This is a genomic window from Burkholderia sp. lig30 (assembly GCF_000687455.2).
Taxonomy (GTDB): Bacteria; Pseudomonadota; Gammaproteobacteria; order Burkholderiales; family Burkholderiaceae; genus Burkholderia.
Genome location: NZ_JGVW01000109.1, coordinates 37,359 through 50,251, shown reverse-complemented (window position 1 = coordinate 50,251; position 12,893 = coordinate 37,359). Strand labels below are relative to the sequence as shown.

General features: G+C 61.3%; 14 protein-coding genes. 11 read left to right on the top strand and 3 right to left on the bottom strand.

The features are described 5' to 3' along the window. Position 1: 1 nt before the first annotated feature. From LIG30_RS21735 to fabD, 8 genes are all read left to right on the top strand, one after another. The gene (locus LIG30_RS21735) at positions 2–262 is read left to right on the top strand and encodes a phosphopantetheine-binding protein (RefSeq protein WP_038715358.1); all 261 of its coding nucleotides are present in this window, start codon (positions 2–4) and stop codon (positions 260–262) included. A 42-nt stretch (positions 263–304) separates the two neighbouring features. Further along, a complete protein-coding gene (locus LIG30_RS21730) occupies positions 305–1,198 on the top strand; it encodes a diiron oxygenase (RefSeq protein WP_038715356.1) in 894 nt (297 codons plus the stop codon). A 102-nt stretch (positions 1,199–1,300) separates the two neighbouring features. Then, on the top strand, positions 1,301–1,882 hold the full coding sequence (locus LIG30_RS21725) for a methyltransferase family protein (protein ID WP_160326718.1): 582 nt from the start codon (positions 1,301–1,303) through the stop codon (positions 1,880–1,882). Between the two features lie 2 nt (positions 1,883–1,884). Next, on the top strand, positions 1,885–2,865 hold the full coding sequence (locus tag LIG30_RS21720) for a 3-oxoacyl-[acyl-carrier-protein] synthase III C-terminal domain-containing protein (protein WP_038715353.1): 981 nt from the start codon (positions 1,885–1,887) through the stop codon (positions 2,863–2,865). 24 nt (positions 2,866–2,889) lie between these two features. After that, on the top strand, positions 2,890–4,035 hold the full coding sequence (locus LIG30_RS21715) for an SDR family oxidoreductase (protein WP_083494129.1): 1,146 nt from the start codon (positions 2,890–2,892) through the stop codon (positions 4,033–4,035). A gap of 3 nt (positions 4,036–4,038) precedes the next feature. Continuing rightward, positions 4,039–4,299 carry an acyl carrier protein gene (locus tag LIG30_RS21710; protein WP_038715350.1) on the top strand — a complete coding sequence of 87 codons (261 nt, stop codon included), beginning with the start codon at positions 4,039–4,041 and terminating at the stop codon, positions 4,297–4,299. Between the two features lie 58 nt (positions 4,300–4,357). Further along, complete coding sequence (locus LIG30_RS21705; protein ID WP_038715348.1) at positions 4,358–5,998, top strand: amino acid adenylation domain-containing protein; 1,641 nt, start codon at positions 4,358–4,360, stop codon at positions 5,996–5,998. 45 nt (positions 5,999–6,043) lie between these two features. Then, a complete protein-coding gene (gene fabD / locus LIG30_RS21700; protein ID WP_038715346.1) occupies positions 6,044–6,898 on the top strand; it encodes an ACP S-malonyltransferase in 855 nt (284 codons plus the stop codon). Here fabD and LIG30_RS25620 read toward each other — a convergent pair. Continuing rightward, entirely contained in the window at positions 6,799–7,650 is an 852-nt protein-coding gene (locus tag LIG30_RS25620) for a 4'-phosphopantetheinyl transferase family protein (protein WP_083494128.1), read from the bottom strand. The two genes, fabD and LIG30_RS25620, sit on opposite strands and share 100 nt — an antisense overlap. A gap of 298 nt (positions 7,651–7,948) precedes the next feature. On the opposite strand from LIG30_RS25620, the gene LIG30_RS21695 reads away from it, so the two are divergent. Continuing rightward, positions 7,949–8,263, top strand: coding sequence for a helix-turn-helix domain-containing protein (locus LIG30_RS21695; RefSeq protein ID WP_083494133.1), 315 nt, complete (start codon positions 7,949–7,951; stop codon positions 8,261–8,263). A gap of 240 nt (positions 8,264–8,503) precedes the next feature. Here the strand turns inward: LIG30_RS21695 and LIG30_RS21690 are convergent, their stop codons facing one another. Beyond that, complete coding sequence (locus LIG30_RS21690) at positions 8,504–9,862, bottom strand: aspartate aminotransferase family protein (protein WP_038715344.1); 1,359 nt, start codon at positions 9,860–9,862, stop codon at positions 8,504–8,506. A gap of 352 nt (positions 9,863–10,214) precedes the next feature. Beyond that, positions 10,215–10,865 carry a glycine zipper 2TM domain-containing protein gene (locus LIG30_RS21685; protein WP_038715343.1) on the bottom strand — a complete coding sequence of 217 codons (651 nt, stop codon included), beginning with the start codon at positions 10,863–10,865 and terminating at the stop codon, positions 10,215–10,217. A 372-nt stretch (positions 10,866–11,237) separates the two neighbouring features. Between LIG30_RS21685 and LIG30_RS21680 the strand changes: the two genes are divergently transcribed. Both LIG30_RS21680 and LIG30_RS21675 read left to right on the top strand, forming a co-directional pair. Continuing rightward, the gene (locus LIG30_RS21680; protein ID WP_038715341.1) at positions 11,238–11,585 is read left to right on the top strand and encodes a DUF4148 domain-containing protein; all 348 of its coding nucleotides are present in this window, start codon (positions 11,238–11,240) and stop codon (positions 11,583–11,585) included. Between the two features lie 482 nt (positions 11,586–12,067). Beyond that, positions 12,068–12,835, top strand: a complete 768-nt coding sequence (locus LIG30_RS21675; RefSeq protein ID WP_038715339.1) for an SDR family oxidoreductase — start codon at positions 12,068–12,070, stop codon at positions 12,833–12,835. The last annotated feature ends 58 nt before the right edge of the window (positions 12,836–12,893 follow it).

Sequence of the window (12,893 nt, the reverse complement as noted above, 5' to 3'; positions counted from 1 at the left end):
GATGGCTGATGTTCAAGAAATCCGCGAAATCATTGTCGGCTTCGTCAAGCGCACGCTGCCCGAACTGAAGTACCAGGAGATCGACACGCGCCAGTCGATGAAAGAGCTGGGCGCGACGAGCATCGACATACTCGAAGTCGTCTCAGCCAGCATGCGCAAGCTCAACGTGCAGGTTCCGCGCGACAAGCTGGGCCAACTCAAATGCCTCGACGACCTGATCAATCTGCTGGCGCAGATCGTCGACGAGAAGGTCACGGAGTAATCGTCTGGCGCTGCGCAATCGGCAAATCGGGAATACACGCATATGGATACGCTAGAGGATTGGCAAGCCAGACTGAACGACGTGGCCACGCGGCTTTCTGTAATTTCGCTTAGTCCCGGCAAGGGATTGCATCAGCCGTTTACGCGCGTCACATATCAGGCGGAGCTGGACAGGAGTCGTCCTCAGTTTCCGGAGGAACTCCTGAGTCTTTACCACCACCCCATTTATGCCAGCCTGAGCGCCGAGCAGAAATGGACGCTGGGGCTGCTGGAGACAGTCAACTTCTTTTCCATCAACATACACGGTGAAAGAAAGCTTGTGCAGGGCTTGGAGGAACGGCTCTACGTGCCGTCGAGATTCGGTGGCTCGTGGGATATTGGCAACTACCTGCAGCATTTCATTCACGAAGAAAACGCCCACACGCACATGCTCGCGGGTTATTGCTATCGCTACGGTGATGGAGTGATGAAGGACTACGCCATTCAGGTGGAAGAGCCCAGACTGAGCGACGTCGGGACCGAACTGCTGTTCTTTGGCCGCGTCTTCGTCCTGGAAATGTTCCTCGACTACCTGAATACCGGTGCGATGCGCGATGAGCGGCTCGATGTCACGGTCCGGCAGATTCATCGCTTTCACCACGACGAAGAAGCGCGTCACATGGCGTTCGACCGCGAAGTGATCGAGTTCTGCGTCAAGCGGCTGGAAGCGGCGGGCCTTCGCGACGAGATGAAGCTGATCGCGAAGCTTCTGGACGACTATGGCCGGGTTGCGGTGAAGAGCCTCTATTCGCCTGTCGTCTATAAGAAGATCGGCATCAAGAATCCGACGGCAGTTGCGCAAGAAGCGCAGACCATTCCGCGGCGAATCGAAATTGAGAATGCTTGGCGTGCGAACGCACGCGCATTCTTGGACAAGATGAGGCTTGCCGTCCACTGACGCCGCAAGGCCGTCAACCGCTGAGCAGGCCTGCATTATGATTGAAAGATCATTTCATATTTCATAGTTATCCTAACAGGCATAAAAATGATTACCATATTCATGGCGGTAGCGCTCGTCGTGTTTGCAGTATTCGTCTTCTACGTTTTCGATATTCGCCACAAGAAAGGCATGAAGCCGCTCATCACCGGGCCGTGGATTTCTATTATGAAGCTGCTTTCCCTGACGATGTTGGTCCTATACGCGTACCTGCTCATCACGCTGAAGGCGATCGAATGGTTCGATATCGTCGCGCTCGTGGTTACCGCAGCCGGAGCCTCCCTTGTCATGGCCGCCAAGCTGACTCTCGGCCGCTACCATACTTGGGCGGGCTATCACCTACCCGAGACAACCATCGTTAACCACGGAATTTATTCGCGCCTGCGTCATCCGCTCTACACCGGGACGATCCTGTTCGAGATCGGCGCGTTCTTCGTGATTTTCCCGAGCATGTCGATCTACCCGGAATACGTGTCATACACCATCGCCAGCATTTTCGCCTACATGATCTGCTTCAACATCTACTTGGCAACCTGCGAGTCCAAGGCGATGAAGCAGAAATTCGATAAGCAGTTCGATGACTACAAGGCACGGGTGCGGGCGTTCATTCCGATCAACAAGTCTTCGAACGTGGCGGGGCGATAAGCATGTCGACCATCGATCAATCGAACGCGTTCGGTATCCATGCCATCGAGTATTTGGTACCGCCGATTCGCCATTCAGTGCGCGAGTTGCACGACAAGGGGCTGCTGATCAGTACGCCCGAGGCCATGGAAGAACTGGGCTTCGAGTACGGCCTCATGTGGGACCGTCCCGCTACGGCGGCCGCCGCCGAAGTGGTCGGCCGCGTGCTCAAGCAAGCGAATATAGATCCCGCGGATGTCGATCTCCTCATCAATGCCACCGCGATCTCGGAGAGTTCGCTCGTGCCGCCGAACTACTCGGCACCGACGACCAACGAGAACCGGCATCTGCAGCAGTTCATGAATTCCAGCGCACGAATCCAGGATGAGCTAGGCCTCGTGAACGCGAAGACGATGGGCTTGAGCGAAGTCAGCTGCTCGTCGCTCATGACGGCGATCTGGACCGCTCGTGCGCTGATGATCGAGGAACGCAAGGACATCGCCGTGTGTGTGAACGTCGACAAGTTTCCCGATGGTTACAAGCGGGAAGTGGTCTACAACGTCGTCAGCGATTCGGCATGCGCCGTCGTCGTCAAGCGCGGCGAGACGCGCAACCGAATCGTCACGTACGAGGCGATGACGCGCGGCTACTACTGGGACAGCGATCGCCGCCAGAACGAGATGATGGCGTCGTACTTCACTACCGGAAGCCGAATCGTCCAGAAGACGTTGAAGAATGCGGCCATGAAGCTAGACGACATCTCGCTGATGATTCCGCACAACGTTAGCTTGCGCAGCTGGCAGATTCTGAGCGACTTGATCGGCTATCCGATCGAGCACGTGTACACCGGCAACATCGCACAGATGGGTCATTCGATCGCCGCCGACAACTTCATCAACCTCAAGGATGCGGCGGCCGAAGGGCGTCTGTCCGAAGGCGACCTGACGATGCTCTACACGTTTGGGCTCGGCGCGCATTGGGGCTGCATGATTCTTGAGGCTTAAGGCATTTAGGGCAAGGGGTACCGCATGTTATTTGTTACGGGAATTACAGGAGCCTTCGGAGTTGAGATCCTCCGCATCCTGTTGCGCGATTACAAGGACAAGGAGGTCGTCGCGCTGATTCGCGCGAGCGATCCGCAAAAGCTCGTGGAGCGATGGACCAGGCTCCTTGCGATCGCGTCGGATGGCGAAGTGAAGCCCGAGGACGTGCCGGCCTTCACGCCGCTCGCCGGCGACATCACGAAGCCGCACTTAGGCCTGTCCGTCGCGCAGGTGCAGTCATTGTGCGACGGCGTCGAGGAGATCATTCACAGCGCGGCGACCGTCGACTTCGACGAGCCGCTCGACAGCAGCCGCATCATCAACGTCGAGGGCACGCGCAACGTTCTTCGTCTTGCAACCGATTGCGCGCGTCTGCGGAAATTCGCACATGTCAGTACGCTCTATGTGGCGGGACGGCGCAGCGGCGACATCTTCGAGCACGAGCTGGAGCACAGCGAGGGGTTCGTCACGATGGGCTATGAGGAGTCGAAGTACGAAGCCGAACTGCTGATTCGCCAGTACATGTCGCGCCTGCCGATTACGGTTTATCGGATGTCGCTGCTGATGGGGTGTTTGCGCGATGGCTATGTGAACGACTATGGGGCGATACACCGCTACCTGATGTTCATGTACCGGGGCATCGCGCCATGCTTCCCGGGCATCTCGAGCTGTCCGCTGGATTTTCTGCCATACGACTACTCTGCCGAATGCTTCATGACACTGTTCGGTGAGCACTTCAAGGGCGGGGATACATACCAGATCAGTGCCGGGGAAAGATCTCCCACGACGGAGCGCTGGCTCGAGTTAACGGCACAAACCTACGCGAAGCATTCGGCGTCGTGGCGAAAAGGATCGTACAACTCTCCGGACATCGTCACGTGGCCGACCTACCAGCTCTACAAAAAGACGATCTTGACGATCGAGAACATGGAGTTCATGAAGGTCGTCCGGATACTCGACAGCTGCGCGGAGGAATGCTTCTGCCCGAAGGTGTTCAAGCGCGACAAGCTGAACGCCGCGCTCGGCGTGGACATGGACACCGTTCCCGACTACGAAGGCTACTATCCTCGAATTCTCGACCATTGCATCGAGATGAACTGGGGGCTGTCGCCAAAATTTGTAAAGGCCTGAGTCATGGAAAACGGCATTGCAGAAAAGAACGCGTTCGTCGCGAAGGTGATCGGTATCCTGGAGCACATCATGGCGCACAAAGAACTGGACATTCACATTGAGCCGGACACGCCGTTGTTCGATTCTAGGATCCTGGATTCCGTCACCTTCGTCGAGTTCATCACGGCGCTCGAGGTCGAACTGGACGTGAGCGTGCCGGACCAGAAGATGTCGACGCAATTCTTCGCGACGCCCGCGCATATCGGCGAGCACTTCGGCAACTGAGCGCGCGGCGATTTCTGCGCCGGTTGCCGGCGCATCAACGAGAGACGGATGACGGCCCATGAGCTGCAACGTAGAAACGATATGCCACGCTATGCACGCGGGCTTTTTCGAGCGCGCGGCGGCGAGTCCCGCGAGCATCGCGCTGGACTTCGGGGATCGGACCTTCAGTTATGGCGACATGCGAAGTCTCGCGCTGAGCATCGCTGGCGCCGTCGAGGCCTGCGGTGCGGATGGCGCCGACTCGCCGTGGGTCGGCATGCTGGCCGGCAAAAGGCTTCACGGCTATGCGGCCATGTTGGGCATCCTAGCCGCCCGCAAGGGCTACATGCCATTGTCCTGCTCGGCGCCGGGACTTCGGCTTGCCGACATGATCGAGCGCAGCGGCACGTCGCTGGTCTTTGCCGACGAGGAAGGCCTGCGTGCGTTGCCCGCAATGCTTGCGCACACGGGGCGGCGATTGACCGTTCTTGTCGATGTTGCCGAAGAAAGCGCGGCGGTGCAAGTCGAAGCCTTGGAGGAAGCCTGGCCATCGCATGTTTTCAGACGGGTGGCGCCCGAAACGATGGCGAGCGAATCGCTCTCGCTGGAGATTCATCGCGATACGCCGGCTTATTTGCTGTTCACGTCTGGCAGTACGGGGCGTCCTAAAGGCGTGATGGTGAGCCACGGCAACGTGCGCCACTTTCTCGATGCGATAGCGGACCGGTATGCATTCACGGTGGCCGACCGCTTTTCGCAGAACTTCGATTTCACGTTCGATCTGTCAGTGTTCGACGTCTTCGCGTGTCTGGAGGTGGGGGGCTGCATCTGCGTACCTTCCGGTGGCGATAAGGTATTGCCTGCGCGCTATATCAACCGCTCGCGTCTGACGGTGTGGTTTTCCGTTCCATCCGCCGTGACGGCGATGCAGGCGGCGCGACAACTGAAGCCGGGCGCCTTCGGCGGCCTGCGATACAGCTTTTTCTGCGGCGAGGCGCTGATCGTCCAGGCCGCGCGCGTATGGCAGGCGGCGGCGCCGGCCGGGAAGCTTGTCAACCTGTACGGCCCGACTGAGGCCACGGTCTGCTGCACCGAGTATGCGTGGAGCACCGAAGACCGGGCGCTTGCCGACGAGCAGGTCGTGCCGATTGGCAACGTGTTCCGAGGGCTTCACGCAAGCGTGAGGGACGAGAACGGGGTGGCTGTCGCCGGCGAGGAAATTGGCGAGTTATGCATCGGCGGGCCGCAAGTGGCGCTGGGCTATCTCGACTCGCCTGAGGAGAACGCAAAGCGCTTCGTCGAAGACGCATCGAGCGGCCAACGTTTCTATCGAACAGGTGACCGGGCGGTCTTCGATGCGCGCGGCTGCCTGCGTTTCGTCGGACGCGTCGATCATCAGGTGAAGGTCAGAGGCTATCGAATCGAGTTGGGAGAAGTCGAGCAGGCGCTGCGTGCCTGCAGCGCCGATGCGAACGCTGTGGCCGTGCCATGGCCGCCGCAAGCGCCGCACGAACGCCTCATCGCAGTGTGCGAGGCCAAGGTGCACGATGAGCGCGAAGGCCAGCGCTTGATAGGCGAGCTGCGGCAACGGCTACCCGACTATATGCTGCCTGATGAAGTCGTCTTCATGGAGCGGTTCCCGTTGAACGGCAACGGCAAGATTGATCGGCGTGCCGTGGCGCAAGCGCTGGTGGACCGGCTGAGTCAGCCGGCCGGTTGACGAGGGGGCGCCGCGTGCGGCCGGTTCACGTAACGAGAAAAACGTATGTCCGTATTCATGTTTCCCGGCCAGGGCTCGCAAAAGAAGGGTATGGGGGGCGAGCTATTCGCGCGGTTTCCGGGTGAAGCCGCCGTGGCGAGCCGTATCGTAGGCTACTCGATGGAGGCACTGTGCCAGGCCGACACGGAGGGCAAGCTCGACAACACGCGCTACACGCAGCCGGCGCTTTTCACGGTCAACGCATTGCACTACTTGGCGATGCAAGAGGAGGGCGTCTCGAAGCCGCGATACTTTATCGGCCATAGCCTTGGCGAGTACAACGCGCTGCATGCCGCCGGCGCGATCGACTTTGCCACTGGCGTCGAGTTGACGATGCTGCGCGGCTGTCTCATGAGTGAGGCGCGAAAGGGCGGCATGGCGGCGGTATTGGGCATCGGCGAGCAGGACATCCGTGCCGGGTTGCGCGAGGCACAGCTCGATCGCGTCTACGTCGCCAATCTCAACGCGCCGACGCAAACGGTGATTTCGGGCGAGACAGCCCAATTACACGTCGCGTTGCAGTGGCTGGCGGACCGCTTTGGCGCGGCGTGCGTGGAACTCAATGTGAGCGGCGCATTTCATTCGCCCTTGATGGAAGAGGCACGCGTCGAGTTCGGCAAGCGATTGGCGACGGTGGCGTTTCGCGACCCCACCACACCGGTCATTGCTAATATCGGAGCAAGGCCGTATGCCGCAGACGGCGTTCGAGCATGTCTGGAGCAGCAACTGACGGCTCCCGTGCGGTGGACCGACACGATTCGTTATTTGCTCGATCGAGGCGAAACGGAATTCATCGAGGTCGGCCCAGGTCGGGTACTGACACAACTTCTTGAGCGGATCAGGCGCAGTGCGCACGTGTAGCTCGATTCGACATTTAAGCCACCTAGAAATTCTGGGGCGACCCGATGCATCGCAATTTCCACCTCGGTGTCCGCATCGATTCCAATGGCAAGTGCAAGCATCGCTTCGTCGGCTACCGGCGTACTCAGGAAGCGCCATCCGTCCGGATGCGCTTCCGCTTCGGCATGAAATGCAATGCCCGACGCATCGGACAGATCGAAAGACATGGACGACAAAGGTATGGATAGCCCCATCCCTTTGGCCTTAACATAGGCCTCCTTCAGCGTCCAATAGGCGTAAAAGTTCCGACTCAGGTCGGCCTCGGGCGTCGCCGCGAGCCGTTCGGATTCGCTGTGTGCAAAGAAGCCGCGCGCCATTGCGAGAAAGTCTCTTTCTTGCGCGACGTTTTCGACATCGATTCCAATTTCTACCAGTTCCGAGATCACGCAGGCGGTGAGGCCCTTCGTGTGAGAGACGTTGAAATGCAGGTGGCTATACGCTAGCGGCGATTCGACGAATGGACGCCCAAATGCGTTGCAGCCGAAGCGCCACTGATCGGGTGCGACGTGCGTGCGGGCGCACAGCAACATGCGTAGAAACGCCTTGGACCGTATGAACAGATTCTTTTCGCTGGTGATCAGAATTCGTTGTGCGGCTTCTTGTTCTGCTTTGCTCAGCAGATCCAGATAGGGGGTGACCGGAGCCAGTGAATGCGGAGGCGTCTGCAACAGCCACACGTCGGCCCGATAGAGGGGTGAAGTTCGCAGGGACATTGAGGCGCAATTATTCTCTTCTACCGCTCTCGTTTTTCAGGGAAGTATGTCAAGGCTTTCCGTTTATTTTCATCTGTTTTATTCAATCACTCCTAACGCCCGATTTCCAGATTCCGCCGCCCATCTCACTAGGCAACGTTTGATCATTGCAACGAGCCCCGACGGCATTAAGGATGGTGATGCTGCGGACGTGCGTTGTTTTTTGAGGGATTCAACGTCACTTGCCGAGAAGAGGGTAACACTTCGCAAGCGATTTGTTAGTCTACCTGATTGGGCGGATCGTTTGTTCTTGCCCTATATCCGGCATGTGACGAAGCCGGGAGCGAATCTGTTCGCGGAACTCGGCTTCGCGCCCGAAGAGGCGCGGCAATATCAAGCCGAATCGCAGGCGCTCATCAATCAGACGGCGACGCTCAAGGAGCAGCTCATGGGCGAGCTTGCCTCGTGGATCGAGGTTCACCATCTCAAGCAAGCGGAGGCTGCGGAGATATTGCACGTGACGCGGCCTCGCGTGTCGGACGTGGTGAACAAGAAGACGAGCAAGTTCACGATTGACTCGTTGGTGGACATGCTGGCTCGCATTGGCACGCCGGTCAAAGTCGTGGTGGGCTGAACGCTGCTGCGCAAAACGTTATGCAACAACGAATGCCGCCGCTTCGTTAGCCCGCCACCGAAGCGGTGACGATTGGCGACGGTTGTAAATGAGCACTGCGGCCGTATCGATTGCAGCCGATGCGGCCAGTGCTTCTTCAGAGGGACTCTCCTGTCAACGCGCGGATGTGGCCTTCACCCTGCCGAACGGCTCACCGCTCCCGAGCGGCCGGCGAGCACGTTCACGCACGGCATTGCCGCATCACATCAGCTCACCAAGACACGCATCGAATTGCTTGACCAGCAGATCCACATCCGCCGCCGTGGTTTCCGGGCACACGAGCATCATGTTGTGGAACGGCGTGATCAGCACGCCGCGATTGAGCAGGTACAGATGGACGATATGTTCGAGCTCGCTGTCGAGTTGCTGGCCCGCGATCGTGCCGTTGCGCGGCGGCGTGGGCGAGAACTGAAACTCCGTGCGCGCGCCGATTCGCGTCACGCACCACGGCAGCCCATGTTCGGCGATCGCCCGTTCCAGCCCCGATGAGAGACGCGCGGCCAGCTCGAACATGTGCGCGTAGGCCGCGTCGGTCATCACGTCGGCGAGCGTCGCGCGCATCGCATGCATCGCGAGCATGTTCGCGGTGAGCGTCGTGCCGATGCCGGAGTGACCGGGCGGCGCGTTCAGCTTTGCCTGTTTCGCGCGTTCGGCGAATTCGGCGCTGAAACCATAGACTGCGCACGGCACGCCGCCGCCGATCGGCTTGCCGACGATCAGCAGATCCGGTTCGAGACCATGCGCGACCGCGTACCCGCCCGGGCCGCTGCTGATCGTGTGCGTCTCGTCGATTGCGAGCAGCGTGCCGTAACGGCGCGTGAGCGCGCGTGCCTCGCGCCAGAAGCCGGGATCGGGCAGCACCATGCCGATGTTCGTCATCGCCGGTTCCGCCAGCACGCACGCTACGTCCCCAGTCTTCAGCGCCGCTTCGAGCGCGTCCAGGTCGTTGAACTCGACGACGCGCGTGTACGCGAGCAAGTCGTGCGCCTGGCCGAGCAGGCTGTCGCGCTGCACCGCGCGGCCATCGACCAGATCGACGAACACGTCGTCGACCGTGCCGTGATAACAGCCGTTGAAGACGACGATCGTCCTGCGTCCCGTCGCCGCGCGCGCCCAGCGCAGCACGAAGCGGTTCGCGTCGCTCGCGCTCAGCGCGAATTGCCAGAAGGGCAGCTTGAAGCGCCGCGCCAGTTCGGCGGCGACCCAGGCCGCGTCTCCGCTCGGCAGCATCGTCGTGTAGCCGCGCGTCGCCTGTTCGGCAAGCGCGCGGGCGACAGGCTCCGGCGCGTGGCCGAACATCGCGCCCGTATCGCCGAGACAGAAATCGGCATAGCGATGGCCATCGACGTCGGTGAAGTGCGCGCCGCGCGCGTAATCGACGTACAGCGAGAACGGCGTCGACCAGTCCTGCATCCAGTGCAACGGGACACCGAAGAGCAAATGCTCGGCCGCTTCCGCCGACAACGCGCGGGATTTCGGCATCGCTTCGGTGAAGGCACGGCGCTCGCGGTCGAACAGCGCGCGGGCGCGGGTGAGGTCGACTCCGTGTCGGATCTGCAATTGACGCTCCTCGAACTGGGTTGTTGGATGACGCTATCGCGAGCTTGTCATATTCCAGGTGCAGGGTCGATTCCGACGAAATAACGAGGAGAGCGTGCCGGCGGAGGCGAGTTTGTGCGCATAAAGATTCCGATGTGGCGGCGGCTGTCTCGATGCGTCGTGCCGATGTGAGCGAGTGCTCACATCAATCGTGTGCGTTGTGGGGAAGGGGGAGTGGAGGGGCGAATGCGACACCGAAACGCCGGCGACGGCGTTTCAGTCGTTGCGCGACGAGCGGCGGGAGATGACGCCGGCCGATGCCGTGCCGCGCGCCAAGCGCTAGCCGCCCGGCCACCGCGGCGCGCGATGCGCATCAATAGCGCGACAACTGGCTGCCGTCGATCCGCACGCGGTCGCCCGGATGCAGATCGCCCGGCGTTTGCACGTCGAACGCGCGCATCGAGCCGTCGCCGACCTGCACGTCGACGCGATAGCTGTTCGGCTGGCCCATCTGCTGGCCGAGCTGGTTGCCCGCGTAGGCGCCGCCGAGCGCGCCGATGACCGTCGCCGCATCGCGGCCGTGACCGCGGCCGATCTGGTTGCCGAGCACGCCGCCGACCAGCGCGCCGACGACGGTGCCGGCCATGCCGGACGGGCTCGTTGCGTTGCCGATCGGCCGGATGTTCGTGACCGTGCCGTACTGCATGCCGTTCGGCGTGCCGTATTGGCCGCCGTTCTGCGAGTCGTATTGCTGCGGATAGGCGGGGGCGGCGTTCGACGGATACGTAGGCGCTGTATTTGCCGGATAAGCAGGCGCGCTATTGGACGGATAGGCGGGCTGGACGTAACCCGGCTGCGCATAGGCCGGCTGCGCATAGCCCGGCGCCGCATACTGCGGTTGCCCCGGATAGCCCGATTGCGCGCCGTACGGGCCATATCCCGGTGCGACGCACGCGGTCAACGGCAGCGCCGCGACGGCGACAAGAGCGGTGAACAGTACGGTCTTCGTGGAGGGCATGCGCATCGTCGTATTTCCTGCATCGGCTTCGCGTTCGCGGCGGGGATGATGGGGTAGGGTGCGAACGGGCGTGAGTATAAGGAAAGCCGGCATGCGCGTCCGAGGCGCTAGCGTAACAACGTGTAAAGTCTGTTGCCGCGTAAATCCGGCGGCGCGTTCCAGCGGTGCGACCGTGTCAGCGCGGCGCGATCGTGCCGTTGCGGTGCGTCCCATGCCGATCCGGCGGCATCGGGTTCGCCGATGGATTTTTCAGGGATTCGGGAACAATGTCTTCCCCGTACCGCCGTTACTCTTATGCAGGTGCTTACCTAGAATTCAGTCATCGGTTACGGACAAGGTGCTCGTAACCGGACCACACAAAATATCGAGGTAAGCATCATGAAGAACCTGATTCAAGCCGTTGTCGTTGCCGCTGCGCTTGCAGCCCCGGTTGCCGTGTTTGCGCAGAACACCGCGCCGATGACCCGCGCGCAAGTTCGCGCTGAACTGGTCGAACTGGAAAAGGCGGGCTATAACCCGGCCGTGCGCGACGACGCCTCTTACCCGGACGCCATTGCGGCTGCGACCGCACGCGTCGCGCAACAACGTGAGGCTGCAGCCCGCGCGCAAGGTGCCGACAACAGCGGGTACGGCGCCGACGCGCAAGGCGCATCGGCATCCGGCTCGCGTGTGCAGATGCGTCCGGCGAGCCAGGACGAAATGAAGTCGCTGTATCGCGGTCATTAAGCTGTACCGCGCAAGGCCCGGGGTTCGTGACCGGGCCGACTGATGTCATCCCGTGCGCGCGTTCTGCGCGCATCGCATTCGAAGCCGGCTCGCCGCCGCGATGATTTGCGGTGGCGAGCCGGCGCGCTATCCGTTACCTCCGTCACCAGACACTGGTGACTTCGCCTAGCCTTCACGGCTAGGCGCTTTTTCCCGTCTGCTTGTCATTTGCGTGCGGTGTGGGGCGCTTGCCGGTTCAATAGCGGCCGGACTGCGCTGTCATCGTCTCGTTCCACGAAGCCCCGAATGCCCCGCACGCCGGCGCTGGACATCTGCCTGCGCGTCGCTTAGCCTGCAATCGGCTCGTTGGCCGCAGTGGCTGTCATTTTCCAATACGCTGATGCATCGTGCTGCCGCGGGCTGCTTCCTGGCGCGCTTATCGGGCCCCGCCGCGTCGGCCTCGCGTGCCGCGTCGTTCAATCTCCGCTATTTCTCGACTCGATATGGGCACTTCGATTTCTTCCGCGCCGGAAATTCGCGCAATCGTCACCGGACACACGCGCGGACTCGGCGCCGCACTTGCCGAGCAACTGCTGCGGCAGGACATCGCCGTGCTCGGGGTGTCGCGCAGCCGGCATCGTTCGCTCGGCGGACAGGCCGGCGGGCGCTTTGACGAGGTCGAGCTGGATCTGTCGGATTCGTCGCGCGTGGCAGCGTGGCTGGCCGGCGATGCGTTGCGTCGCTTTGTCGATGGGGCGAGGTGCGTGCTGCTGTTCAACAATGCGGGCACGGTGGAGCCGATCGGGCCGCTCGAGACGCAGGATCCGGGTATGGTCGCGCGTGCGGTCAGCCTGAATGTCGCGACGCCGATGATGCTGTCGAGTGCGATCGCCAGGGCCGTGGCCGATGGCGCGGAATGCCGGATCGTGCATGTTTCCAGCGGGGCGGCGCGCAATGCGTATGCGGGCTGGAGCGTGTATTGCGCGACGAAGGCGGCGCTCGATCATCACGCGCGGGCGGTTGCGCTGGATGCGAACCGCGCGTTGCGAATGTGCAGTGTCGCGCCGGGCGTGGTCGATACGGGGATGCAGGCGACGATTCGCGCCAGCAGCAAGGAGAATTTCCCGTCGCGCGAGCGGTTTGAACACCTCAAGGAGAGCGGGGGGCTGACGACGCCGGAGGAGGCGGCGCGGAAGTTGATTGGCTATGCGCTGAGCGAGGCATTTGGGGCGGTGCCTACGGCGGATGTGCGGGACGTGTCGGTGGGGTGAGGCGGGCGTAACTGCCTGATCAGGCGCGCGGCGATCCGCGAACATTTGCGGTGTCGGG